Below are 22947 nucleotides of genomic sequence, written 5' to 3'. Positions count from 1 at the left end.
TAGCCCTGCCAGGCGCAGGAGGCTCGCGACCATTCCGGCTGTCTGCCTGAGCGGTAGCTTGAACAGAACCTTGAGCGACAGGCAAAACTGGATCGCGGCATTCGAAAAGACCGGCGGGCGCCCTGGGCGTCCCTCATGCGGCGCGTGCCAGGTCATCTCCTTGTCCAGCCAGATCAGCAGCGATCCGCGCTTCCTGAGCGCATCGTTGTAGCTGGACCAGTTCGTCGTGCGGTAGCGGGCGGGCTTGGGCTTGCTCATGCAGATCGTCTAACCGCATGGATTCCCGATGTGAATCCTTCACCGACTGAGTTCTGCAACAACGCCCATGTGGCGGGTAAAGAGCAAGAGGGATAAAGATGAAATCCGCCGGTGGGCATTGTCCGATAAGGCGTCCTTCCAAACTTTCATGGAAATGCTGCGCGGGGCCAGCCCAACCGCATATGACATGCATGGCGACCCTTTGGGTGAAGTGTTTTGGCGCAAGATCGCAGGCGCCTTAGCCGAGGCAGAGCCACTGGCAATCTCAGCGCCAGCCAAGATGGACCTGGAGGGCGTCGAGAGCGTTGTCCAGACTATCATCGAGCAGTTCCGCTTTTTGATCGAGGGCCGGCGGTTCTCTGAAGAACTCTATCACCAAGGAAAGCCTCGCCCTGAGATCGCCGCACAGCGATTGTTTTTCGCCGTTGCACATGCCTACTGCAAAGCTAACGATCTTGACCTGACGCCGGAAGCGGAGACCGGCAACGGCCCAGTGGATTTCAAAGTGTCCGCAGGTTTCTCAGGGCGCGTCGTCGTGGAGATCAAACTTTCCCGAAATCCCAAGCTTATCGATGGCTATACCAAACAGCTTGAGACCTACAAAACAGCCGAAGAAACTCTGTCCGGCTTCTACGTGGTCGTTGATGTTGGATACATGGGGCGGAAGGACAAGCGCCTGCTTGAGATCAAGAATGCGGCAGGTACGAGGGGTGAGACCACTTCACCGATTCATTTCATAGACGGGTCGCGGAAAGCGTCAGCGAGTAAGCTTTGAATGGGCCCGGCCGGAAGGGTGGGCGCACGCGCAAAATTCGACTACCGTGCCCAAAGTCGACTTTGGGCCGTTCATCAAACTTTGCAAATTCGTCTTCCTGCGCACTGCTGACCTCGGCCCGTCCGAAATGCTGCGCGATGCCTCGAATGACTGGTTCGGGGAAGCTGCGCTGCAGCGACAATAGCGCCCGTCAATGGCCGAATTGGTCCGATGACTGCCGTGGGCCTCAGCATTAGGAAACCTGTCACTGTGTACTTGTCAGGCTCCGGATGCTGGCCAAATGTGACAGTTGCGCCGTGCCTTTTGTCGGGGCAGGTGCCCAAGAGAGGGCCTTCTTTGAGGAAGTCATCCTCGCAGTCCGCGCCCCGAATGGTCGAAATTCCGACTGACCGGAATCAGAAAACGAAATCGTCGGCTGACAACTGGCCAAGCCAGACGTCCAGCAAGATGACATGGTTGCCCGCGCCGTCGCGGATCAGCACGTTGTCACCGCTTTGGGTCATGTGGTTCTGGCGCAGGTCGGCATAGTCGTCGATCGTCGGTACCCCGGACAGGTCAATGACCTCGCCACGCTGCAATGGGTCGAAATCCGTCACGACGTCTTTTCCAAACCCCGCGCCGAAGACAAAAACGTCGGCCCCACTTCCGCCTTCGAGCACATCATTGCCGGCGCTGTCCCGCAACGTGTCGTTGCCGGCGCCACCGCGCAGCGTGTCATTGCCCCAGGCACCGTTCAACATGTTGTTCCCGACATTGCCGATGATCATGTTATCGGCGCCATTGCCGGTGCCGTTGATCGCCGCAGCGCCCAGAAGGGCCAAGCGTTCGATATGCTGGCTGTGATGTCGCAGTTCGATCGACCGCGTGGCATAGACCATGTCCATGCCTTCGCCCGCCGCCTCGACGATTTGGTCGCCGTCGTTGTCATAGAGGTAGACATCGTTGCCGCGCCCGCCAACCAGTCTGTCGGCGCCCTTGCTATCCCAGAGCCTGTCGTTGCCATTGCCGCCGATCAGCGTGTCGTTGCCCCATGCACCGTTCAGCACGTTGTCGCCGTCATTGCCTGTAATTCGATTTGCGGCGCCGTTGCCGGTGCCCCAAAGGTCCGCGGTGCCGGTCAGGTCCAGCACCTCAAGATGCTGGCTATGGTCGCGCAGGGCGAAGCTGATGGAGGATATCACCGTGTCGTTGCCGTGGCCGGCATCCTCGACCACGCGGTCGCCCCTGTCATCGACATAAAAGATGTCATCGCCTTGGCCGCCGATCATGCGCGCGGCATCCGGGAGGCTGTGCACGCGCCCGAACGCGCTGCCGCTCCCTAGTTCGCGCGTGGCGGCGTCCAGGCCGCCAACCAGCGCATTGGCAAGCATCGGGCTGAAGCCGTTCGAATAATGCAGCCCGTCCGAGAACATCGCGCCGGGCCGCAGCCTCTGTTCGCTGGCCACCGCGTCGGGATCGACGGTGACGATGCCAGCCCGCGCCGCGCCGATCGCGTCAAGCGTAGTCTGGATGGTGGTCCAGTGCTTGCGGTTCGGGGCCTCCGGCGCGTGCTCGGACAGGCCCGAGATCGCCACCGGCGCGGTATCGACCTGCGCGCGGGTGCCGATGACCCTGCGCACGCCGTCCCGGAAGTCGTCCAGCAGGTCAAAGAACGCATCGTCATACTGCGCCGGGATACCGGAGCTGTCGGTATCGGCTTCGCCCTGAACCCAGATGACACCGGCGACATAGCCGTCCGAATGCTGGCGCAGCGCGGCCACGGTGGCGGTCACAAGCTGGCTCCGCAATTCGCCCGAGGTCAGCCAGTCGGATTTCGTCGCGCGCGTCGAGGTCAGCGGCGCGCCAGAGGAATAGACCCGCACCAGTTCGTATTGGCCTGCCCAGTATCTTTCGTCGAGGCTGCGGATCACTTCACCCGAAAGGCGGGCGGCGTTGCTTTGCCCGGCTAAGACGATGATCGGCGTCGGCATCGGTCCCTCCACGTTCTCTCTGGAAGGGGGACGCTAGACGACGGTGTTTAATTCTTTCTCTGAGGAAAGAAGTTTAAATATCTGTTTTTAATGTAATTTTGTGACTTTCGTGACTTCTATAGAGGCGGCAAAGCAGGTCTGCGCCAAGCACCGCGTTGGCGTGCAGCGGATCTTCGTCCTGCTGCCGTCCGCCGGCGAGGCGCTTAGCCCCGCGCATCACGACATCCCGGCTGTGGCAACCGCGGGCCACGGTCTCGGTGGGCTGACGCAGGATCGCGGTGCCCAGCGGACAGAAGACCGCGTCCTCGGCGGCGGAAAGGTCTTCGGCCAGCGCCGCACCGTCCCCGGCCTCGGCAATGCGGCGGAAGACCGGGTAGCGGCTCTCGGCCGACAGCATGGATTCTGCGGGGAAAGGTTGCGCGATAAAGGACACGGGCAGGTCGGGAGCCGTGGCGCGCAGGGCTGCGGCCAGACCGGCTGCGGGGCTGGCCTGCATCTGCCCGATCAATGCTGCGCGTAGCGCGGCCCTGGTCAGCAGCGGGCGTTTCAGTGGACGTTCGGAACGCAGGGCCTTGGCAACCCGCCGCGTGCCCGAGGGCCAGCCAGTCACGTCATGGTCCTGCAACAGCCGCATTGCGGCAAAGACCGAAGGCGCCAACGCCACGATCGCCACTGCGTCGAACGCGGCAAGGTCCAGAACCGGCGCCGTGCCGAACCCGTCGAGACGCGCGCGCAACTCCTCACTGGCGGCGCTCAGTACCGTGCCGTTCAGCACCATCTCGTCCGGCCTCAGTCCGGGCTTGGCGAACCATGCGGGTGTGATACCCGCCGGGTCTGCGGCATGCGCCGCCATAAGCATGGCGACATGGGAATTTCCGATGACGCAAAGCCTCATGACCGCGCGAATGCCTCCAGGAGGGCTTCCTCGCAAACAGTTTCGTCGGTGCCTTCTGCCGGCTCGGCGACGCCGACTTGCGGCAGGGCAGGTTCGGGGGCGTGGCCAAGCGCGGGATGCGCGCTGAAGAAGACGGACATGACCGAACTCACCCCTTCCTGCGTTACGCTGCGCAGGTTTTCGGCATAGAAGGCCGAACGGAACGGCGCGCCGGTTATGATCTCATAGGACGGGAAGTAGTCGATATCCGGATCCCCCGCCGCCACTTCCTCGACCACGGCGCGCAGCACCGCCTTGGAATAGGTTGTAGCGCGCAGGATGTGGACTCCACTGGCAGTGGCGGTCAGCGGAACCGGAGAGACGGTCAATAGGATCTTCAGTCCGGGGCGGTAACGCCGCATTAGCCGGATCGCCGCGTCAAGATCCTCGAGCGTGTCTGCCATTCCGAGATTGACGAAGCGCTGCCGGGCGCGATCGAAACGGCCAGCGACGACGCCGGGCGCGGTAGGGAAGATCGTGCCGCTGTCGCGGTCTGCCCACGCCTCGGTCAGACCGAGGGTGAACACGAAGACATCGGTCTCGTCGAAGAGCGCACGCACCCGGTGCAGGTGGTCGCGTCGATGCGCGGCCAGTTCCTCGACACAGCCATAGCCGTCCGGTTCGGTGTTGGGGCGCAGCCCGTCAAAGATGCGGTCTCCATCGGTCCAGACGGCGCAGTCGCGCACATGCGCCGTCTCTGCATCTTCGAGCAGCTGGCGCAGCTGACGGGTCGTGTAGACATTGCCATAGCGCGCGGAAAACAGGCCATAGCCGTAGCACGTGGCCACATCGACGGGCATCGTAGTCGGGGCGGGCTCCATATCCACCAGATGCAGTGTGGAGGCGCGGATGTAACGACCAATATTCTGCGCAAAGCAGGACCCGGCGGTTGCGACGCGCATACCGGGCTCCAACGAGACCTTCGGCGCATAGAGATCGCTCTGCCTGAACGCCGGATCGGCGCGGCAGAGTTTCCAGAAGGCATGATCGGGCAAATTCGAATACGGCATGATGGCACCTTAAGGCCCGGCGAATGCGGTCTGTTCAAGGCATCACTAGGGTTTTTGACGGACGGGCAGGCGTCGCCACCGGATCTTGCAGACTGCGATCCGGATGGCCTGACTCGCCATGCGCAAGTTCCTTGAGCAGGGCAAGGAACGCTGGTTCACACATCGCGATTCGTTCACGACTTGTCTGTGTGAGCGAAACCACCTTAAGCTTTTGATCGGAAGATGAATCTGCCTGATTCAAAATCCCCCGCCGCAAGGCGTGCCGGTTCGAGTCCGGCCTTGGGTACCAAGGGCTTGTCCGGTCAGGCGGGTGTGTGACCGCTTTGCGCGCTCCTTAGCGCTCTGGCAGCTCATCGCCGGGTGCCCGCATCTGACGAAAAGCTCTCCGCCGCAGCTGGGTCAGGGAGGCAGATCCGAAGTCCCTGTCATGTCGTGCAGAAGGCCTGGAGCCGCGCCGCGATCTTGGGATCGGGATTGAGCACGAAAAAGCTGCGCGGGCTGTAGGCGCGGGGCCGCACGACAAGCCCCGGCAACCCGTTCTCGCGCAGCCGGTGATCGGCCTCGGCAGCATGGCCGCCACGGCGCCAGCTGGTGTGGTGACAGATCACGGCACAGCGCCCATGCGCCAGCCCCGGACAGGACAAGTGCTGCCCGTCGTCCTTGTGGCGTTCCTCGGGAAAGCAATGCCATGCCACGCCCAGAGGTCGCCCCGGTGCCAGCACCCGCAGCAGCCAGCCGAAGCTTCACAAAATCGCCGAGACCGTCGGCACCGCGAGCCTGCGTGCCGCCTCTGCGCAGCTATCTTGCGCGGCAGCATGTCCGATCCCCGGTCCGCTGCCAGAAGCATGCTACCTTGCCCCGCATGCGAAAAGGGCCGCCGCGGCGGCCCTTCCTTCCTGTGTATCATCAGCCTTCAGACCACGTCAGCAGTCGGTCGGTCAGGGGTGCTCAGCTTCCCAGACGGATCTGCTGGTCGTCGGCGAGGCGGCGGTTCTCGTCATAGGTGAAGTTGTTGGCCGCCTCGATTTCCTGTTCGGTCATCTCGTCAAGCAGCAGCTGATCCCCGTCGATGGAGACGCGCTGCATCGGTACGGGAACTTCCTTGCCGCCGATCCCGAGGAAGCCGCCGTTCTCCACGACCAGATGCGTCCGGCCCTGCAATTCGACAAAGGCTGCGGGCGCGCCAAGCTCGGCGCCATCGGCAGTGACCACCTCCATCACCATCAGATCGCTGACGGGCATGGTGGCGCCGCCTTCGGCCTCGGCCTGAGCCGTCTCCTGCGCCTGACCTTCGGGACGCTCGGCTGCCGCCTGCTGCTGCTGGCGACGCTCCTGCCGCTGCTGCTCGGTCTCGACCACCACCGTGGCCTCGCCGCTCTGCTGCACGCGGATGGTCGGCTGCTCTGCCATGGTCACCGAAATGGCCGGCTCAAGCTGCTCAAAGGACAGGTTCGGCTCGCCCGCAGTGTAGGTCAGCTCGGGGCCACCTTCGGCCTGCACGATCTCGACCTGCGGCTCGTTCTCCGACACATCGACATCGCCGCTGACCTGCTCCGGCTGGCCGCCTTCCGCGGTGTCGCTGGCCTCGGCCTCGGCCATGGCCTCGTCGCCTTCGCCCGCCTCGACATCCAGATCGACATTCAGCTCGGGATCGGCCTGGCTCACGCGGATCTGCGGCTCGCCCTGCATGACCTCGACCTGCGGATCATCTTCGGAATATTCCACCTGCGGCTCCTGCTGGAGCACGTAGAGCTTGGGCGCCGGGATATCGACGCTCACGATGATCTCGGGGATCTCGACCGCGATGCGGGGACGCTCCTGTTCAAGCTCGATCTGGGCCGACTGGTCGGTGATCGCGACGCGCGGCTGCTGTTCGGTGACCCGCACGCGCGGGGCAGGGGTGCGGACATCCACCTCCGGTTCCGGCACGGTCACCACCGCCTCGCCCTCGATGGTCGCTTCTTCGGACAGATCGACCTCTTCCGTCACGCGCTCGCTGTCTTCTTCCGTCACGCGCGCGCTGTCTTCGCCGTTCTGCACGTCGCGCAGGACGGTTTCGAATTCGGTCCGGATGGCGGTGCAGTCTGCGGCGGTGTCGGTGTTGATCGCGTCAACGATGTCTTCGCGGGGAGTGTCGATCATCGAAGGATCGCGGTCTTTCACCAGCTGCGCCAGTTGCTGGCACTCCTCGGTCAGGCCGGTCAGCGCGCTGTCATTGATCTGAATCTGCTGGGCGCCTGCGGTGACCGCAAAAGGCGCGGACAGCACGGTGCCCAAAAGCACGCTGCGGAGGCTCGTGAACGTCTTCATATCGGATACTCCTTCCGTTTCTGCAGTGCCGGATCCGACGTGATGCAAGCCGGACCGCTGAGCGGCACATTTTTCCGCGTTGCCGGGGATCCGCTGGACGTCCGGGGCGCCTCTTGCACCCGCTCTGCGCCAGACCACTGTGACCACTTCCGCACAACGACGGCACCACCATGCTCATAGGGCGGTGTTCGCGGACGCCTCTGCGGCGCCCACTCTCCCAACAGGTGCTCTTCGACAATGTTCCGACATCGGCAAAGTTTAAGCGATGGAGGTTTCGGGGAAGGCAAGGTCTGCAGTCCGCGCAGGCCCGTGCCGGCAGCTGTTCAGAGACGCGGCGGGCGGGGGGAATGTGCGAGCGTCTGTGTGACAGAAAGGCTGCACTGGTAGGCCCGGAGGGACTTGCAGCGCAGACATAAGCAATTGAAATACCTTCCTTTTATGGCCTGTGTTTCAATACGGATGTGCCGTGGTCCACTTTACCACTCCATCCCGGCCAATTTCGACACCGCCATCTCGCCCAACCGCATGCGCTCGACGGTCTCGGTATAGACCTGCGATGTCGCCGCGTTGGCATGTCCATGCACGGCCATGATCTCGTATTGCGTCGCCCCGTGAAGGGCCAAGAGGTGACCCGCCGCCTTGCGGATTCCGTGCGAGGATCGATCGGCGGGCAGGCCTGCCTCCAGCACCCATTGCTTCATCTTGTTGCGCAGCGCCTCGGGGCTGGCGAAGGGCTTGCCGTGGGCGGTCAGCAGATAGGCAGGGCCGACCACCGTCTGCGCCCGGATCGCGCGTTCCAGCGGCGCCAGCACCGGGATCCGGACATGCCGCGATCCTTTCTTGCGGGGCTGCCATGCGAGCCACAGCGTGCCGCCGTGCCGCTCTTCCTGATCCCGGCCAAGCCAACAGGCATCGCCGATCCGGCACGCGCTGAACATGAACAGCGTGAGCGCCAGATGGGCCGTGCTGCCCGGCTGGTGCCGTTCCCGGAACCGTTCGAGATCCTTCACCGTCCACGGGGTTGCCCCGCCCTGACTGCGATAGGCTGGGGCGGCCACCGCGCGGGCGGGGTTCACGCCGCAGTGCCCGCGCTCCACGCCGAAATCAAAGGCAGCGGTCAGCAGCTTCCAGACGTTGCGGGCCTTGCCGGGGGTGGCGGCCATGCGATCCTTGAACGCGGTCAGCTCGGAGGCCGGGATGGTCATCGGCAGGCCGCCATAGGCCTTGCCCTTCGACGCGCGCTGTTCGCTCTTCTGCGACAGGACATAGGCCACCAGATTGCGGCGTTCCTTGAAGGTGAGGGGCGATGCCTGCCCCGCCGCCACCTGCCGCTCCAGATGCGCGAGATAGGATTTCAGCAGCCAGCCCAAAGTGCCGCGATCGGGGGCGGCGTCTTGAGGCGCGGCGATCTTCACCCCGGCACGGGCGGCGCGGTAATGGGTGTGGAAGTCGGGGTGATCCGGCCCGACCGGCAGCGTGATCTTTCGGTTCACGTCGCCGTCGACCCGGACCCGCCAGCTGGTCGGTTTGCCCTTGACCCTGCGTGGCACCAGCCCGGGATATTTCAGCCGCATGTCACCACCCCCCATTTTCGAGCTCCCCCTCTGTAGCGAGGCCATCGGCATAGGAGTCAAGGTCGAGGCGGTCATAGAGGCGCTTGCCGTCGAGGATTTTGCGGGGGATGGGCAACTCGCGCAGTTTGGTCACCGACACGCCGATGTAATGCGCCGCCTGCGGTGCGGGCATCAGCCGGGGCGCAAAATCCTTGGCGAGCGCCATGGTCTCAGTCCTCTCCCCAGTAGTCCATGTCGGACTCTGCGCAGGTCTCTGGGCCGTCTTCGCGATTAAGCGGATCGTGCCAGCTGGCTGGCGCAACCTCGCGAGCATAGTCTTCGACCGCTGCGCCATCATCAAAATGGGTAAAGCCTGCCATCTTGACCATGTGCGCCGTGAAGCGCTCGGTCCATTCCTCCAGCGTCAGTTCGGTGTTGGCTTTCTCTGTCATACCGTCCTCCTCGTTCGCAATTCGCAGCAGCACGTCCGCGTGGCAGGGCCCGTCCAGCGGACACCAGCACGCGAGATCGCGCCCGCGCAGTTCGTGCAGGCTGCGCCGGATCACCACACGTTTCGCGGCCATGCTGGCGCGGGTCTGCCCCTGCGGAATCCCCCAGTCCTCGCCGCGCAGCCATCCCGCGAATGCATCAACAGCAGCGCCGCGCCCGTCGCCATATCCCAGCTCAGCTGCTGCGCGGTAATCGAACGGGTTTCCCCACTTCGTGGGCCGCGCCACGATCACCGCCTCGGGGTGCTCTGCGCGCCACGGGCGGGCGCGCGTCACCTGGATGCGGCGGGGGGTCATGCTGTCCATTCCCGATCGCGTTCCCGCGCTCGTCTCCGCGCGGATGCGACCCACAGGTAAATAGGGTGGCAGATGGCTAAGATGAGAAGCGCGACTCCGACCCCAAGCCCTGGGTCCAAACCGAGAAGAGCGAACAGCACCGCTCCGCCGATTGGCGCGCACACAAGCAAAGCGCAGAACGCCAAGAAGGGCAGGTTGCGGCGGATGTCCTGCAGCATGACGCGGATCACTGTCATGCGTCACCGCCTTCCTGCGCGGGGGGCGTAGTCGTGAGCAGATGCAGCCCTTCACCCTCTGTGACGGTCACGACTGCCGCGCCAAGGGGCCGTGCACCGATCTGCTGCCATTGCTGAATCCGTCCATCGCCGCCCGCGCTGTGGCAGCCCCAGTAACGGCTGCCCGCGAATTCGCTGTCTGTCCATTCCCAGAGAACGGCCAGAACCTCCTGGGAAGACCTCGGGAGTGCGCCGACCTGCGGTCGATCATCTTGCAGGGGCTCCAGAAGAACCCACGCGTCCACCGCGAAGTGATCGCAGATCCTGCGAAGCTGAGACTCGCGCGGCCATGCGCCGTCCATCAGATACCGGTTGAGCTGCGCCCGGTTCATCTTCATGGTTCTGGCAGCTTTGCTCACATTGCCCCCATAACGGACCTCGATCAGGTGCTTCAGGTTCCGCTCAAACGTGGTCATTCCCCTGTCACTCCCTGTTCTGCTGTCGCGGAAACATCATCCGCCAGCCGATAGATTGTCCGCGAGGTTTTGCTGCGGATGGTCTCGGTCACCACAGCGATTCCGGCAGCGCGCAGATGAAACAGCGCGCTGGACCACATGCCGCGCTTGATGCCCGCGCGCTCGAGTAGATCAGCCCGGGTGCCAGGGCCGGTGCGCAGGGCCTTGAGGAGGCGGGCACCGGCAGAGCCTACCGCAAGCCCGTCAGCGTCGAGCGGCGGCGGTGCGGGCGGGGAGGGCGGCAGGACGCGGCGATGGCCCTCTGCCGCTGCCATGGCGCTCCAGAGCCTGGCGAAATCGGGCTCCTCCAGTTTCTTACCGGTAGGCGGTGTCGCTGGCTGGACGCGCCGCAGCAGGGGCTGTGCGCTGGTGTGGGTGCGGGGGGTCTGGATCATCCCTTCCTCCTCTGACTCATGATCTGCGCGGCCTCGCGCATCGCTGCGGTGGTCTCGTCCAGCCTGATGTCCAGCTCCGCAAAAGCTGCGACAGATTTTGATGCACACTGGATTAGCCGCTCCACGGCAGCGCGGTTGGCGTCTTTGGTGAGGCTGGTCATTCCGCACCGCCTTCCTGCGGCGCCGCTGCCTCAAGCTCGTTCTTCACCTTCTGAACGGCGAGGATGAACGCCAGCGCGGCCTTGGCGAGTTCGACCTGCTGCCGCAGGCCGTCATCGCGGTTCGCGCGGATGTAGAGCGTAGGGTCGGTGATATGCAGGTAGCTGTGCATGGACTGTTCGGCCCTCACCAGCCCCGAGAACTGCTCCGCGTGCGGGGTCAGGATTTGCGCGGCGAAGCCAAGGGCATCCATCGCCATCGTGTAATGCGGGTCGGTCATGTTTCGCTCCGGGAATGGTGGATCGGCTTACTGGGGCCGGTTGGTGGGTTCTGCGTAGCGGCCTTCGACGCGGGCCAGATATTCGCGAAGCATCGCGATCATGTCCTCGCGCTCACCGTTGCTGATGTAGTTGACGCGCCCGCCTTCGATCTTTCCGAATTCGGCGGTCAGCAGGATGAAACCAACCTTCGGTTTTAGACCGGCCTTGCGCCTGCCGTTCAGCCTCTGATCGATCCAGCGCGCGATGCCGTTCATGGCCTGCCGGTATTCTTTCTGGATGGGGTCGGTCATGTGTCTCTCCCGCTGCTTTCGCCATCCGACAGCGCGCGCATGTCAGTGGCGACCAGACGGTATGCCGCTGCCAAAGAGAGGCGGTTGGCGGTCATTGGGTCGGTTCGTCCCAGCGGGTAACCGATCAGCTTTTCGTCTGCGATCTCGTCCAAGTAATCGGCGATCTGCCGTTGCTGTCCGCGCGTCGGGGCCGGTGTTTCAGCGCGCATGTCGTGCGCTGGAGCGGATTCCGGCAGAGAGCGGCGGAGCATGGCCGCGCGCTCCTTTGCGGCAAGGATGAAATCGACCCGGGCGTTTTCGCCGTAGACCTCGACCAGCCTGTCGGCGAGGAAGTCAATCAGGGTCGGCGTATCGTTCATGGCAGTTCCGCCACGGATCGCGCGGGCCATCTCATTGCCGCGCATCATTTCCGGTGTGGGCCGCCAGCGCCGCAGGGCGCCTTCCGGGTCTTCAGCGTAGAAAACAGGGTCGGTCATGTGTTGCTCCGGGGGTTGGTGGTGGTGTCGGGGATCGCGGCGGTGACGTAATGGACCTCGTATTCGGCCCATGCCTTGAACGGCTTTCCGCAGCCGTCGCACCGAACAAACTGCGGCTGTTCGGAGGTGCACCATTCCATGGCGTCACCGTGCTCATACTTGCAGTGCGGGCAGACCACGTATTCGTCATCTCTGATCATGCCAGCCACTGCACCGCCGCCGAGATGCCCCAGACGATGCATGCCCACAGCGCGAGGCCGCAGGTGACGTAGATGATCAGCCGCCACGGCGACCAGCCGGTGTGTGGGGTGTCGTGGATCATAGGAACCCCCGTGCAAAATCCGCAATGCTCTCGATCTGAGCCGCCGTGGCGCAATGGCCGGGGCCGAGCTTCTGCGCGGCGTCCAGCAACTCGGCGGCGGCGTGTCGCGTGGCGTCCTGCTGGGTCGGCGCGAACTTGCCCCACTTCGGCCCGACCTTGTAACCGCCGCCGCATGTGCCGGTTGCCCACATCCAGCGGCCATCGTCATGCTGGTGCAGTTCGATCTCGGCCAGCGCCCACGCCAAGCGCGGATGCGGCAGGCGCAGCACGATGTCCGGTTCGCCCTGGATCACCGGGCCGTTCGGATCGACCGGCTCAAGGCGCGGCGGCTGCGGGGCGAAGAGGTCAAGCTGGTGCATCACAGCGCCTCCTCCTGCAGTTCCCGGGTGGCCCGACGCAGATTGCGCACCTGCCGGTCAGCCTCAGCCGCGATCGCCGCATAGACCACCTGCAGGCGGGGAATCCGGGAGGTCCGCGCCTTGTGCCGCGCGCGGTCGCGCAGGTCACTGAAGCTGTCGATCTTCTCCATGATGGTGCGGTTCATCCAAGCCTCTCCCGCAGGCCCTTGTTGACCTTCTGCAGCAGCAGCTCCGTGCCGCGCCCCTGCGTCTGCCCGCCTGTCAGCTTCACCAGCTGCGCGGCTTCCTCTTTGAGGGTGTCGAAATCGGTTTCCTCGAGGATCGTGGCCAGCCGGTCGAGGTCGCGCCCGGCGGCGATCATCTTGGCCACCACCGGGACCGTGACGCCGATCGCGAACGCCGTCAGAAGGTTCTTCTGGTGTGGCTGCGCGTCGATCATCATTTCCAGGGCGGTGAAGACGATGCCCTGTTCATGGCGGTTCAGCATCTTCTCCAGCAGCGACACGGCCCGCGTCTCGCGCGGGCCAATAGACGCGCCAGCAGGGACATCGGTGGAAATGTTCAGCTGATCCAGCATCTGCTGGACCGCCTTGGCGGTGGCATCTCCCGAGGCGATACGCGCCCGGAAGCTGTCGATCGAGGCGACGGTGGTGCGCACCGTGTTGATCGCCACGAAATCCGACGCCTGGCCGGCCTGCGTGTTGCGGGTGATGACCGCCGGAACGATCGTGATGCGCAGAGCCCGCGCCGCAACCATTCGGTGCTGCCCGTCGACCACATACAGCCGCCCGTCATCGCCTTCGGACAGGGTCAGCGCGCCGAAGCGTGACCAGTCGAATCCGCTGATGATCTTCGTGATGCGAGACATGCCGCCCCGACTGATCCGACGCTGATAGGCCTGATCGATCACGATGTCTTCCAGAGGGACAAACCGCAGGTCGAGCCCGTCCTCTGCCTTCGGCACCGTCGGCAAGGATTTGACCTTGCCTCGGGCGGTGTCAGCCATGTCTTCCTGCATGGTGCCCTCCTTGGGGGTTCAGTTGCTGGGTGGCGGATGGATCAGCTTGCCGATGCGCCGCAGATGGCGCTCCAGCTCGGCCAGGCGCTCTGCGTCCGACTTCGCTTTCTGCACGCGCTCGTAGAACTGAAATGTGGCCCGCTCGACGGCGCGGCGGCGCTTGCTGACGCTGGTGAGGATGGGCGCGGTGCGATAGAGCGGGCTGTTCATGCCTGGCACTCCAGCACCGCGCGCAGATCGCGGGGCTGCGCGGCCTCGGCAGGATCGTCGGTCTGATCCTCGATCACCATGCAGGCGGTCAGCACATCGCCGGGCGCATGGTGAGCGGCATCCGCCAGCGTGGCCCGGGCCTCGCGCAGGGTCGGGACGGTGGTTTCGTGAGTGGTGGCTGCCGTCCTGCTGCCCTTGCCCGCCGCAAGCTCGAGGTAATTCCCGACTGCTTCCGACATCGTCGATCCCGTCGCGCAGATGCCGCCGACCATGAGCTCGTGATAGTGTGTGACGCCCGGCGCATCTTCCGGCACCAGCCACAAGCCGCCGGTGCGTTCGACCAATTTGCGCATGGTGTCGGGCTGATCTTCCGCCGGGACCGCCTCCAGCAGGAAGGCGATCTCGGCATGCAGGTCGATGTCTTCGGGTGCGGCGGTCATGCCGCACCCCCGATCCGCAGGGCGCGCAGCACGCGGGTCAGGATGCTGTCCAGCCCCAGCGCCGCAGCACGGCGCCGCCCTGTAGGCCGGACAGGTCACTGTGGCAGCGGCGGCGGCGCAGCTTTTCCAGCCGCTCGATGCGGTCGATCTGGCGCAGATCTTCGGCCAGCGCTTCCGCCTCTGCCCGGCGGTCTGGGCCGCAGCGCGGCGCGGGGTGATCGGCCAGCGTCAAGGCATCGTCGCTGTCCAGCAAACCGGGCAGCGCCAGCACCAGCCCGGTCACGTCGCTGATGGCTAGCGCGCCACCTGTTGAGGTGTTGCGCTGGACCATCTCCACCCGGACGCGGCGCCCGGCAGCGATGGCGGCGCGCGCCGCGTCGAACGCGCCTGCGCGCGATACCGGGCAGGGCAGCGGCATCATGGCGCCCACGTCGCCCTGCGCCATGACGTGCCAGGTAAACGGCGGCAGGCTGGAATCGGGCGCCTCGTGCGCGGTGGCCAAGGGATCGTTCAGCATGTCGCGCCCTCCGTGGTCTGGGTCGCAGCGGCGTAAAGCGGTGCCGGGTCGCGCAGCGTCATCAGGCGCCAAGCATGGGCGCAGAGCCCGACGCTGTTGAACCGCTCGATCTCGCGGGCAAAGTCCGGCGCGCTGAAATCGGGCAGCATCGCCTGCTGCTGCCGCGCCGCGCGTTCGATGCACACGGCAGCCCAGACGGCCAGCGCCACCATGCCAAGGCCGGTCATCAGGATGGGATCGGTCAGCATGCCAGCGCCTCCTCGATCAGCGCTCGCGGCATGGGTGGCAGGCTGACGCGCATGGGGCGCAGCGCACGGGTGACGCGACGCGCTGCCTCTGCTGCCGCGTCCTCGTCGTCGCGCAGCGCGGCGTCCCGAAGCGCGGCAAGATGGGTTTCGATTTCGGGCATGTGAGGGCTCCTTTCTGTCCGATTGGATGGCGCCCGCGCTGCAGGCGCGCACCAATCGGTCAGCGCGATGCGGGGTTGTCGGCGGCAGTGAATCCGGGATGATCCGTGAAAGGTGCGGGAGGCGCTGCAACGCCCCCCGCGATTCCCCACGCCAGCGGCAAGGAGACGCGGGAAATGGAAGATGAGAATGACGAGCGGATCGCTGCGATGCAGGCTGAAATCGATGAGCTCAAGGAGACGGTCGAATACCTCAGAGGCCAAGTTGACTCGTTCAGCTCGGACGGCGGCAGCTTCAGCACCAGCGGCAAACCCATTACCCTAAGGGGGGTAAACACGGAGCTTGAGGCGCTGAAGCTGCGGATCTCGGATCTCAAAAACCTGTTGACCGACGCAAAACTCATTCCGAAATAGCCTCGGCTGCAGCTTCTGCGTCCTCCAGTTCGGTTGCGGCCCAAAACAGGCAGCTGCATACGAACGGTCTCCCGGCTTCCATGATCTGGCGGGCGTGAGTTTCGTAGAAAGCCCGAAGCGTTGCAGCGTTGACCACCGCCAGCGCGGCGGCGGTTCGCTCGGCCGTGTCATCTCCGGCCCAATCTGCGGTGTCTGTTGCTGCCTTCAGCAGCCTCCGACGCACAGTGCCGTTTCCGGGGGCGCTAACGGCCAGTGCCAAAATCTGACAATGCAGATCGGCCAACGTGACCGGACCTGGCTCCGAAGATGCCTGCGTTTCGCTGGATAGGCTTTCGATAAGGGACATGTGAAGGCTCCTTTCTGTCCGATTGGATGGCGCCCGCAGCACGGGCGCGCACCGATCGGTCAGGTCCGCTTGGCGAGGCGCGCGGCGACCGCGACGAGCCCGACCACGATCCAATCCAGGATCCAGTCGGCGAAGCTCGGCGTGACGATCTGGGCTGCGGTCAGCGCGGCGGCTGCCGAAGTGGTCCAGCCAAGGACGTGGCTGCGCAGCCAGTCCATCAGAGGTAATTCGCCAGATTGAAGCCAAGGCGCTTGGCCAGATCGTCCAGCACCTTGCGCTCCTCGGGCTCGACTTCGCCATCGGCGCTGGCCACGTCGAGCGCGATCATCAGCGCCATTTCGAGGTCATCGGCGGCGTTCTTCGCCTTCATTTCCTCGATCTCGCGCTTGAGGGCGAGCTTGCCAGCCGCGCCGCCCTTGGCGCGCTTGAGCTGCTTGTCCAGCGCGCGCTCGATCTCGGAGGGGCCGAACGCTTCGCCAAGCGTGGCGTGGCCGATCAGCGCGTCAAGCGTGGCCTCAACCTCGCTGTCTTCGATGTCGCCATCAGCGCAGGCGACAAGGGCCGCCATCGAGCAGACGCCTTCCAGCAGGTCGGTCTTGCCCTGCAGGCGCTTGGCGCCGCCGGTCAGACGTTCTTTGAGTTTTCCGAACACTGTGTGTCTCCGCGCCGGGAGTTGAGGGGCGGTCAGGTGCCCCGGCGCTGGCCTCTGCCCGCGGTGGTGTAGGGCAGAAAATGCACATCATGCATCTTACGGTCAAGTGTAAATATGCACAAAGTGCATCAATGGGGTGCGTCAATTGATTCGCAGCGAACGGCGTCGCTTCTAGAGGTGGGCCATAGCCGCGCAAGAAAAAGCCCGCCAAGGGGCGGGCCTAAAGATGGCGCTAGGGTGATGGGGGTTTCCCGTTCTCAGGCTGCCGCTAACCAGCGTCCGCACCTCTTGACCCTGCCCGCTGCTGCGTTTTAGTCTGAACACAAAGTGAACGCGGGTGGGCAATTGGAAGAGAAAGAGTTCATCGACGCAGTGGCGGCGCTAACGTCCTCGCAGCGTGTCAGGCTTCTTCGCTTGATGCAGGATCATTTTCCTGAACTAAACGAAGGAGTGCCAGAAGTTCGGGGCGCTTCGACTCGGGGATGCGGCGAAACGCCCTCAGAAGGTCAATCTCAACTTCCGAGACGTCTTCAGAAAATAGGTCGCGAAGTTCGAGGTTAAGTGCGCTGGCATACTGCAGGTAGGTGGCCATCTTTGCGCTCTTGTGCAGCGCTTCGGCTCTTTGGATTGTAGACTGATCAACGCCTATCATCTCAGCGACGTCGCGCTGCGATAGGTTCTTTGCCTTCCTGAAGCGTGAAATATCCATATGCAGATGATGCATGAGGGCTGAGAATCCATCAAATGCATGTTGAGCATCATGCATCTTGACGTTTTGATGCACATCATGCATTTTCTGCCTCATGCAAAAACTGGCAGAATATCGGAAGCAGGTCGGGATAAGTCAGCGCGAGTTCGCTGACCTCGTTGGCGTCCATCAAAGCATCATCTCCAAGCTAGAGGCCGGACGCGCGCAGCCAGGGCTGTCGCTTGCTGTACGTATCCAAAAAGCGACTAGCGATCATGTTCCGGTCACTGTCTGGCTTGAAGAGGTTTGCGACGCGGATTCCATCGTTTCGCAAGAGAAGGGTCCTCAGCTAATTTCACAGCAGGTCGCCGAATGACTCGCGTGACCCGCTATCTCCACAACCTGAATACATCTTTGCGCTGCACTGCGGCGCATCAAGGATACCGCGCCTATCCGGACGGATACGGTGCGGCGCGGCGGGGTGCCCTCGTGCCCCGCCGCCCGGCGCGCGGGGTGTCCCCCATCCTCCCCGATGTCCTCGCGCGCCGCACGTCATCCCCAACCGTGCCGGGGGTCATCGGCGCGGGTTTGCTTCCTGTCAGACTGGATCCCCGCGTCGCCCCCGCGGCGCGGGGCCTTTTTGTGAGGTAACCATGACGCACATCGCCACGATGAGATCGCGCGGGGCCAGCGGCTCTGCGCCCGGATCAGGCCGCGCGGCGCGCCGGGCAGGCGCCGCATGAATGGGCATCAGGCAACCCGCGCCGATGATCTGCGGCTGCTGGAAATGCTGCATCTGCGCGATGTGGAGCAATGGACGGCTGGCCAGATCCCCACCCGCTTCGGCATGACGCGCAGTGCGGTGCTGGGGCAGATGTTCCGTGTCGACAAGGTCGAGCCGCTGGACTGCCTGTGCCGGCGCAAGGCGAACCGCGACGGCGGGATGAAGCCGCGCTGGTGGAGGGGGCAAGCATGAGCTCGCTCGCATTCTCCGATGGCCACAAGCCGATTCCGCGCGACACCTCGGACGCCGCTTGGCGCCATGTTCTGGAAGCTCCGTTCGATCGACCTTCAGAGGCGGCGAATGTCGCCGCCCTGCTGGACGCGGGGCGGCTCGTGCCGCGCCCGGCAGATTGGTCAGTGCCGTTTCTCCAACTGCCCCACACCCCCCGATAGAGGATTCCTTGCGATGATCACTGTTCGCCGTCTTACTCCCGATTTCATCACTACCGGACCCATGGCCGGCTGCGCTCCGCTCCTGCCGCTGACCGAGGCGCGGCAGGTTTATGCTTCCCTTGCCATCAATGGCGAGCGGCTGAGCGCAGAGCAGATCGCCGAATTGCGTGGTGCGCCCTCCGCATGATCCGCGCCTCCGATCCCATCCTTGCCTTCGGGCTGCGCGCGCAGGCGGTCGCGGTGAAGGCGCAGGCCGCGTGCCTGTCGGAGCGGGACATGCTCGATCTGGTCGAGGCCCTACTGGACTGGGCCGCCGGGGATGCCCGCGCCCGCGATGCGGTGCGGGAGTTTCTGGCGCTGTGCCGGCATGACGTGCCCTGCGCCGGGCGGTTCCTGCAGGGCTGGCTGGAAGCGTGGCTGGTGGTGATTTCGGACAATTGGCCGGGCGATGTGCTGGCGGTGGTGCAGGGCGAGGCGCCCGGGCCGCTGCCCGAAGGCTGGCGCCATGTCGCGGAATGCGTTCCCCCGATCAAGGGGTCTGGCCATGGCTGATGCGGTGCTGGATCCACAGGCCAAGTTGGCGATGATCGCGGACCTGCCCCGGCCGGAGCTTAAGGACTGGCTCTGGCAGCTGCGCCATGCGCGGCAGCGCGCCTGTTTCCCGGGCGAGATGGCGGCGCTGACGTCGCGGGCCGATCTGCTCGGCCTCGATCTGCGGCAGGAGGCGTCATGGACCCTCGGCTGACGGAGGCCAAAGCCATCCCGGTGCGCGAGCTGGTCGACCGGCTGGGCATCACCGGGCTGCGGGTTGCTGGCGGCGAGCTGGTCGGGCCATGTCCGCTTTGCGGTGGCCGGGACCGCTTCGGCATCAACCTGCACAGCCGCGCCTTCCTCTGCCGCAAATGCGGCATCACCGGCGGCGACTCGATCGAGCTTGTGCGGCAGGTGCTGAACCTGAGCTTCCCCGACGCCCTGACCTGGGCCTGCGGCGAAGCGCCCGCGTCGATCGATCCCAAGGAGGCGGCGCGGCGCCGGGCCTTGGCAGAGGCGGCAGAGCAGCGCCAGCGCGAGGCGCAGAACCGCTATCGTGAACAGAGCCTGCGCGATGCGCGCGACATCTGGGCCCGGTCTCGGCCCGGCTCGCAGGGCGTGGTGCGCGCCTATCTGCGGGCGCGCGGCTTCACCCCCGAGATGCTGCCGGAGCTGCCCGAGGCGCTGCGCTTTCTGGTCGATCACCCTTGCGTCAAGAAGATCGGGCACGAGCTGGTGACCGTGCATCGCGGCCCCTGCATGATCGCGGGCGTGCTCGATGCCGGGGGCGCGCTGACGGCGGTGCATCAGACCTGGGTCGATCCAGAGCCGCCCCACGGCAAGGCGCGGATCACATGGCAGGGCACGCCGATGCCCGCCAAGATGGTGCGCGGATCCAAGAAGGGCGCCGCGATCCGGCTCTGCACGCCCGAGGGCGCCGACACGCTGGTGATGGGTGAGGGGATCGAAACCACGCTGACCGCCATGGCGGCCGGCGCGGTGCCGGGCGCCGCCTACTGGGCCGGGGTGGATCTGGGCAACATGGCGGGCCGGGCGCGGCGCGGCGAGGGGCTGCGCTATGCCGGTCTGCCCGATCTCGAGGACCGCGAAGCCTTCGTGCCGCCCGCTTGGGTGCGGCGGCTGATCTTCATCCAGGACGGCGATTCCGACCCGCGCGCCACGCGGCACAAGCTCGAATGCGGGCTGCGCCGCGCCATGGCGCTGCGGCCCGGCCTGCGCGGCCAGATCGTCCATCCTGGGGAGGGGGTGGATCTAAACGATGTCCTGACGGGACGGGACAAACAAGACGACACGAGGGACAACGAATGACCGAGATTGCGCTGCCGGAGGCCTCGCCTCGAGACCGTGAAGTGCAGCATGTGGTGCTGCAGCTGGTCGGGGTCTACGCCTTTGCCGAGGCCGCCGCGGTGCTGAATGCCCGCCTGCGGGAGATTGAATCGGGCCGCCGGTCGCAGATCGAACGGGTGTTTCTGGACTGGTGCGCGCTGCCCGCCGACGCCCGGCCGGATTTCCTGACATACGCGCATCACCGTCGATCCCCCGAACTCGGGAGGCCCGCCGACCGATGACCGATCGCAGAGAAGAGGTGCGCGCGCGCTTTGCCGCCGCAGAGGATGTCGACCTGCCCGAGGCCGTGGCGGCAGATGCGCCACAGCAGGATGATGTCGGCATGCACGAGCGTGATGCTGGCGAACGGGATCACGGCGCCGGCGGAGGGCAGGACGGGCAGGCCGACACCGCAGAGCCGCCAGAAGCGCAGGGCGCGCTGCTGCCGCTGAACGATACCGGCAATGGCCAGCGTTTCGCGCTCTATTTTGGCGAAGATGTCATGCATGTCCCGCGCGTCGAATGGCATCTCTGGGATGGCACCCATTGGAAGCTTGATGACGACAAGGTGGAGGTGCGGCGCAAGGCGCAGCAGATCCAGCACAAGATCCATGACGAGATCCCGCATCTGCGCCTCAGCAGCTCCGAACGCGCCATGGAAGAGCGGGCACTGGCGCTCGAGCGCCGCCTCGATGACCTGAAGACCTGTCCCGCAGACATGTCGGCAGAGGATCATGCCGAGACCGTGGGGAAGATGAAGGCGGAGCGCGAAGGGCTCCGGGAGAAGCTCTGGGGGCGCGGATCGACCCGGCAGCGCCATCTGGGCTTCGCCAAATCCTCCGGCAATACCGGCGGCATCAACAACCTGCTGGAAGAGGCCAAAGTGCCGCTGTCGCGCTCGATCGACCAGATGGATGCCGACCCGCTTTCCGTCAACACGCTGAACTGGCTCTTGCGCTTCGGGGTGGAGGGCGGTCCCGAAGCTGGGCATTCGCCGGTGGCCACGATCCGCTGCGATCCGCACCGGCGGCTGGTGCCGGTCGAGGGCATGGACCTGCCGCAGCTGATCACCAAGGTGATCCCGGCGGAGTATGATCCCGAGGCCAAGTGCCCGAAATTCGACGCCTTCCTTGCCCGCGTCCAGCCCGATCCGGAGATGCGTCGCTTCCTGCAGCGCTGGTTCGGCCTGTCGATGACCGGGCTCAAGATCCAGAAATTCGCGTTCTTCTATGGCGACGGCGCCAATGGCAAATCCGTGCTGGTCGATCTGATGGCCAGGCTGCTGGCGGGCTATGCGCATTCCGCCAAGATCGAAAGCTTCACCGGCGCCAACCGCCGCAAGGGCGGCGAGGCCACCCCCGACATCTTCCCGCTGATCTGGGCGCGCATGGTGCGCACCTCGGAACCGGAGGAGGGCGAGCGCCTGCAGGAGGGGCTGATCAAAGAGATCACCGGCGGCGAGCCGATCCTTGTCCGCAAGCTCCATGGCGATTTCATCGAACGCGAGCCGTTCTTCAAGCTGACCATGTCGGGCAACCACAAGCCCGACATCCGTGGCACCGATGACGGGATCTGGCGCCGGGTGCTGCTGGTGCCCTTTGAGGTGCAGATCCCGCGCGAGGAACGTGATGATCGCCTTGGCGCCACGATCTGGCGCGAGGAACGGTCGGGGATTCTGAACTGGGTGGTCGACGGGCTGCTCGAATACCTTGAGGTGGGACTGCGCGAGCCGGACAAGGTGCGCTTGGCCACCGAGGAATACCGCGCCGACAGCGATCCGATCGGGCAGTTCCTCGATGGCGTCTGCGAGATCACCGGCGATCCGTCGCACGGCATCTTCTCCGCCGATCTCGGCCGCGCCTTCAACTTCTGGGCGGCGCTGAACGGTCACAACATGTGGACACCCAACACCATCGGGCGGCGGCTCAATGACCGGGCGGGCCGCCACAAGGGGCCGCAGGGCCAGACCTTCACCCGCATCAAGAGCGGGGTGAAGAAGTTCATCGGCATCCGGCTTGCCAGCGAGTTCCAGCGCGACTTCGACATGGCCCCGCGCGATGCCAAAGGCCAGCCCGTACCTCGGCAGGGGAGCGCAGACCAGTGACGCGCGCCCGGCATCGCATCACCCCATCGAGGCGACTGCCATGACCCTGCGGGGCGCCCGCCTGCGGCCAGATGCCGCCCGCGCCCCGCACCCCCACAACCTTCCTTCGGAAAATCATGGGCCGCTTGGGCCCATTCGGCCCTGCCATGGGTCGAATGCCTCTGCGGTGGGGTCGGGGGGAAATCTATGCACGACAAGGGTTTGCCGCCTCGCTTGGGTCTGTTGGGCCGCTTGGGCCGCTTCTGTCAGGTGCCGCGCGCGACACAGATTTGCCGGGGTTCGGGGGAGATATGTGTTCCATGCGTTTCCTGCACAAATCTGCCCAACCCACCCAAGCGGCCCATCACCTCCGACATTCCCGTTTCCGGTCAATGGCTTGCGATCCATGGTCCTGCGGCTTTCTTGCTGCCCATCTTTTCCGGTTTCGACCCATTCGACCCATCTTCAAAACATCCGAAATCAACATCTTG

General features: G+C 64.9%; 40 protein-coding genes. 11 read left to right on the top strand and 29 right to left on the bottom strand.

What is annotated here, in order from left to right:
* The coding region (locus BLR51_RS16025; protein ID WP_207543641.1) for a transposase at positions 1 to 258 on the bottom strand (258 nt) is incomplete at its 3' end.
* 67 nt (positions 259 to 325) lie between these two features.
* Between BLR51_RS16025 and BLR51_RS16020 the strand changes: the two genes are divergently transcribed.
* Positions 326 to 1033, top strand: coding sequence for a DUF8371 domain-containing protein (locus BLR51_RS16020; protein ID WP_089848822.1), 708 nt, complete (start codon positions 326 to 328; stop codon positions 1031 to 1033).
* Positions 1034 to 1428: 395 nt separating this feature from the next.
* Here BLR51_RS16020 and BLR51_RS16015 read toward each other — a convergent pair whose 3' ends face one another.
* The 24 genes from BLR51_RS16015 to BLR51_RS27755 form a co-directional block, all read right to left on the bottom strand.
* Positions 1429 to 3003 carry a calcium-binding protein gene (locus BLR51_RS16015; RefSeq protein ID WP_089848820.1) on the bottom strand — a complete coding sequence of 525 codons (1575 nt, stop codon included), beginning with the start codon at positions 3001 to 3003 and terminating at the stop codon, positions 1429 to 1431.
* A gap of 73 nt (positions 3004 to 3076) precedes the next feature.
* Positions 3077 to 3898, bottom strand: coding sequence for a hypothetical protein (locus BLR51_RS16010; RefSeq protein WP_089848817.1), 822 nt, complete (start codon positions 3896 to 3898; stop codon positions 3077 to 3079).
* Entirely contained in the window at positions 3895 to 4947 is a 1053-nt protein-coding gene (locus tag BLR51_RS16005; protein WP_089848815.1) for a GSCFA domain-containing protein, read from the bottom strand. The genes BLR51_RS16010 and BLR51_RS16005 overlap by 4 nt, the downstream gene beginning before the upstream one ends.
* 425 nt (positions 4948 to 5372) lie before the next feature.
* Positions 5373 to 5642 (bottom strand): hypothetical protein, encoded by a 270-nt coding sequence (locus tag BLR51_RS16000; protein ID WP_131821828.1) that lies wholly within the window; start codon positions 5640 to 5642, stop codon positions 5373 to 5375.
* A 253-nt stretch (positions 5643 to 5895) separates the two neighbouring features.
* Positions 5896 to 7257 carry a PRC-barrel domain-containing protein gene (locus BLR51_RS15995; RefSeq protein WP_089848810.1) on the bottom strand — a complete coding sequence of 454 codons (1362 nt, stop codon included), beginning with the start codon at positions 7255 to 7257 and terminating at the stop codon, positions 5896 to 5898.
* Between the two features lie 476 nt (positions 7258 to 7733).
* Positions 7734 to 8846, bottom strand: a complete 1113-nt coding sequence (locus BLR51_RS15990) for a site-specific integrase (RefSeq protein ID WP_165616846.1) — start codon at positions 8844 to 8846, stop codon at positions 7734 to 7736.
* Entirely contained in the window at positions 8833 to 9036 is a 204-nt protein-coding gene (locus tag BLR51_RS15985; protein ID WP_089848805.1) for a DNA-binding protein, read from the bottom strand. The genes BLR51_RS15990 and BLR51_RS15985 overlap by 14 nt, the downstream gene beginning before the upstream one ends.
* Before the next feature lie 4 nt (positions 9037 to 9040).
* Positions 9041 to 9625, bottom strand: a complete 585-nt coding sequence (locus tag BLR51_RS28210) for a DUF4326 domain-containing protein (protein ID WP_242656755.1) — start codon at positions 9623 to 9625, stop codon at positions 9041 to 9043.
* A gap of 223 nt (positions 9626 to 9848) precedes the next feature.
* Complete coding sequence (locus tag BLR51_RS15965; RefSeq protein ID WP_089848802.1) at positions 9849 to 10307, bottom strand: hypothetical protein; 459 nt, start codon at positions 10305 to 10307, stop codon at positions 9849 to 9851.
* Positions 10304 to 10741: a hypothetical protein gene (locus tag BLR51_RS15960; protein ID WP_089848799.1), complete on the bottom strand. Its 438-nt coding sequence runs from the start codon at positions 10739 to 10741 to the stop codon at positions 10304 to 10306. The genes BLR51_RS15965 and BLR51_RS15960 overlap by 4 nt, the downstream gene beginning before the upstream one ends.
* A complete protein-coding gene (locus BLR51_RS27760) occupies positions 10738 to 10902 on the bottom strand; it encodes a hypothetical protein (protein WP_165616845.1) in 165 nt (54 codons plus the stop codon). Before BLR51_RS27760 ends, BLR51_RS15960 begins: the two co-directional genes overlap by 4 nt.
* Positions 10899 to 11180 (bottom strand): hypothetical protein, encoded by a 282-nt coding sequence (locus BLR51_RS15955; protein ID WP_089848797.1) that lies wholly within the window; start codon positions 11178 to 11180, stop codon positions 10899 to 10901. The genes BLR51_RS27760 and BLR51_RS15955 overlap by 4 nt, the downstream gene beginning before the upstream one ends.
* Before the next feature lie 27 nt (positions 11181 to 11207).
* On the bottom strand, positions 11208 to 11471 hold the full coding sequence (locus tag BLR51_RS15950) for a hypothetical protein (RefSeq protein ID WP_089848796.1): 264 nt from the start codon (positions 11469 to 11471) through the stop codon (positions 11208 to 11210).
* On the bottom strand, positions 11468 to 11947 hold the full coding sequence (locus BLR51_RS28205; RefSeq protein ID WP_242656754.1) for a hypothetical protein: 480 nt from the start codon (positions 11945 to 11947) through the stop codon (positions 11468 to 11470). Before BLR51_RS28205 ends, BLR51_RS15950 begins: the two co-directional genes overlap by 4 nt.
* Positions 11944 to 12147 carry a C2H2-type zinc finger protein gene (locus tag BLR51_RS27445; RefSeq protein WP_131821827.1) on the bottom strand — a complete coding sequence of 68 codons (204 nt, stop codon included), beginning with the start codon at positions 12145 to 12147 and terminating at the stop codon, positions 11944 to 11946. Before BLR51_RS27445 ends, BLR51_RS28205 begins: the two co-directional genes overlap by 4 nt.
* Positions 12144 to 12269 (bottom strand): hypothetical protein, encoded by a 126-nt coding sequence (locus BLR51_RS28485; RefSeq protein WP_278184864.1) that lies wholly within the window; start codon positions 12267 to 12269, stop codon positions 12144 to 12146. Before BLR51_RS28485 ends, BLR51_RS27445 begins: the two co-directional genes overlap by 4 nt.
* Entirely contained in the window at positions 12266 to 12628 is a 363-nt protein-coding gene (locus BLR51_RS15940; RefSeq protein WP_089848793.1) for a hypothetical protein, read from the bottom strand. The genes BLR51_RS28485 and BLR51_RS15940 overlap by 4 nt, the downstream gene beginning before the upstream one ends.
* Positions 12628 to 12813, bottom strand: coding sequence for a hypothetical protein (locus tag BLR51_RS15935; protein ID WP_089848791.1), 186 nt, complete (start codon positions 12811 to 12813; stop codon positions 12628 to 12630). Before BLR51_RS15935 ends, BLR51_RS15940 begins: the two co-directional genes overlap by 1 nt.
* Positions 12810 to 13646: a ParB/Srx family N-terminal domain-containing protein gene (locus tag BLR51_RS15930; protein ID WP_089848789.1), complete on the bottom strand. Its 837-nt coding sequence runs from the start codon at positions 13644 to 13646 to the stop codon at positions 12810 to 12812. The genes BLR51_RS15935 and BLR51_RS15930 overlap by 4 nt, the downstream gene beginning before the upstream one ends.
* Positions 13647 to 13664: 18 nt before the next feature.
* Positions 13665 to 13856 (bottom strand): hypothetical protein, encoded by a 192-nt coding sequence (locus BLR51_RS15925; RefSeq protein ID WP_089848787.1) that lies wholly within the window; start codon positions 13854 to 13856, stop codon positions 13665 to 13667.
* Positions 13853 to 14296 (bottom strand): hypothetical protein, encoded by a 444-nt coding sequence (locus BLR51_RS15920; protein ID WP_089848785.1) that lies wholly within the window; start codon positions 14294 to 14296, stop codon positions 13853 to 13855. The genes BLR51_RS15925 and BLR51_RS15920 overlap by 4 nt, the downstream gene beginning before the upstream one ends.
* Before the next feature lie 37 nt (positions 14297 to 14333).
* The gene (locus tag BLR51_RS15915; RefSeq protein ID WP_089848782.1) at positions 14334 to 14813 is read right to left on the bottom strand and encodes a hypothetical protein; all 480 of its coding nucleotides are present in this window, start codon (positions 14811 to 14813) and stop codon (positions 14334 to 14336) included.
* The gene (locus BLR51_RS15910; RefSeq protein WP_089848780.1) at positions 14807 to 15061 is read right to left on the bottom strand and encodes a hypothetical protein; all 255 of its coding nucleotides are present in this window, start codon (positions 15059 to 15061) and stop codon (positions 14807 to 14809) included. Before BLR51_RS15910 ends, BLR51_RS15915 begins: the two co-directional genes overlap by 7 nt.
* Positions 15055 to 15222, bottom strand: a complete 168-nt coding sequence (locus BLR51_RS27755; RefSeq protein WP_165616844.1) for a hypothetical protein — start codon at positions 15220 to 15222, stop codon at positions 15055 to 15057. Before BLR51_RS27755 ends, BLR51_RS15910 begins: the two co-directional genes overlap by 7 nt.
* A 174-nt stretch (positions 15223 to 15396) precedes the next feature.
* On the opposite strand from BLR51_RS27755, the gene BLR51_RS15905 reads away from it, so the two are divergent.
* On the top strand, positions 15397 to 15633 hold the full coding sequence (locus BLR51_RS15905; RefSeq protein WP_089848778.1) for a hypothetical protein: 237 nt from the start codon (positions 15397 to 15399) through the stop codon (positions 15631 to 15633).
* On the opposite strand, the gene BLR51_RS15900 is transcribed toward BLR51_RS15905, so the two are convergent.
* The 4 genes from BLR51_RS15900 to BLR51_RS15890 all read right to left on the bottom strand — a co-directional run bounded on the left by BLR51_RS15900 (position 15620) and on the right by BLR51_RS15890 (position 17424).
* Entirely contained in the window at positions 15620 to 15979 is a 360-nt protein-coding gene (locus tag BLR51_RS15900) for a hypothetical protein (protein WP_089848776.1), read from the bottom strand. The two genes, BLR51_RS15905 and BLR51_RS15900, sit on opposite strands and share 14 nt — an antisense overlap.
* A 59-nt stretch (positions 15980 to 16038) precedes the next feature.
* Entirely contained in the window at positions 16039 to 16197 is a 159-nt protein-coding gene (locus BLR51_RS27750) for a hypothetical protein (RefSeq protein WP_165616843.1), read from the bottom strand.
* Positions 16197 to 16631 carry a tellurite resistance TerB family protein gene (locus tag BLR51_RS15895; RefSeq protein WP_165616842.1) on the bottom strand — a complete coding sequence of 145 codons (435 nt, stop codon included), beginning with the start codon at positions 16629 to 16631 and terminating at the stop codon, positions 16197 to 16199. Before BLR51_RS15895 ends, BLR51_RS27750 begins: the two co-directional genes overlap by 1 nt.
* Positions 16632 to 17031: 400 nt before the next feature.
* On the bottom strand, positions 17032 to 17424 hold the full coding sequence (locus BLR51_RS15890; RefSeq protein WP_165616841.1) for a helix-turn-helix domain-containing protein: 393 nt from the start codon (positions 17422 to 17424) through the stop codon (positions 17032 to 17034).
* 10 nt (positions 17425 to 17434) lie between these two features.
* On the opposite strand from BLR51_RS15890, the gene BLR51_RS15885 reads away from it, so the two are divergent.
* The 9 genes from BLR51_RS15885 (at position 17435) to BLR51_RS15855 (ending at position 22477) form a co-directional block, all read left to right on the top strand.
* Positions 17435 to 17695: a helix-turn-helix transcriptional regulator gene (locus BLR51_RS15885; RefSeq protein WP_089848771.1), complete on the top strand. Its 261-nt coding sequence runs from the start codon at positions 17435 to 17437 to the stop codon at positions 17693 to 17695.
* A 363-nt stretch (positions 17696 to 18058) separates the two neighbouring features.
* A complete protein-coding gene (locus tag BLR51_RS15880) occupies positions 18059 to 18295 on the top strand; it encodes a hypothetical protein (protein WP_089848769.1) in 237 nt (78 codons plus the stop codon).
* On the top strand, positions 18292 to 18495 hold the full coding sequence (locus BLR51_RS27440) for a hypothetical protein (RefSeq protein WP_131821826.1): 204 nt from the start codon (positions 18292 to 18294) through the stop codon (positions 18493 to 18495). Before BLR51_RS15880 ends, BLR51_RS27440 begins: the two co-directional genes overlap by 4 nt.
* Positions 18496 to 18508: 13 nt before the next feature.
* Complete coding sequence (locus BLR51_RS27745; RefSeq protein ID WP_165616840.1) at positions 18509 to 18682, top strand: hypothetical protein; 174 nt, start codon at positions 18509 to 18511, stop codon at positions 18680 to 18682.
* The gene (locus BLR51_RS15875) at positions 18679 to 19047 is read left to right on the top strand and encodes a hypothetical protein (protein ID WP_089848767.1); all 369 of its coding nucleotides are present in this window, start codon (positions 18679 to 18681) and stop codon (positions 19045 to 19047) included. The genes BLR51_RS27745 and BLR51_RS15875 overlap by 4 nt, the downstream gene beginning before the upstream one ends.
* Positions 19040 to 19240, top strand: coding sequence for a hypothetical protein (locus BLR51_RS15870; protein WP_089848764.1), 201 nt, complete (start codon positions 19040 to 19042; stop codon positions 19238 to 19240). Before BLR51_RS15875 ends, BLR51_RS15870 begins: the two co-directional genes overlap by 8 nt.
* Positions 19225 to 20355, top strand: coding sequence for a DUF7146 domain-containing protein (locus BLR51_RS15865; protein ID WP_089848762.1), 1131 nt, complete (start codon positions 19225 to 19227; stop codon positions 20353 to 20355). The genes BLR51_RS15870 and BLR51_RS15865 overlap by 16 nt, the downstream gene beginning before the upstream one ends.
* A complete protein-coding gene (locus tag BLR51_RS15860) occupies positions 20352 to 20615 on the top strand; it encodes a hypothetical protein (RefSeq protein ID WP_089848760.1) in 264 nt (87 codons plus the stop codon). Before BLR51_RS15865 ends, BLR51_RS15860 begins: the two co-directional genes overlap by 4 nt.
* Complete coding sequence (locus tag BLR51_RS15855; protein WP_089848759.1) at positions 20612 to 22477, top strand: DNA primase family protein; 1866 nt, start codon at positions 20612 to 20614, stop codon at positions 22475 to 22477. Before BLR51_RS15860 ends, BLR51_RS15855 begins: the two co-directional genes overlap by 4 nt.
* Positions 22478 to 22947: the final 470 nt, after the last annotated feature.

The sequence above is a fragment of the Salipiger marinus genome (assembly GCF_900100085.1).
Lineage (GTDB): Bacteria > Pseudomonadota > Alphaproteobacteria > Rhodobacterales > Rhodobacteraceae > Salipiger > Salipiger marinus.
This window is presented reverse-complemented; position numbering and strand designations above follow the sequence as displayed.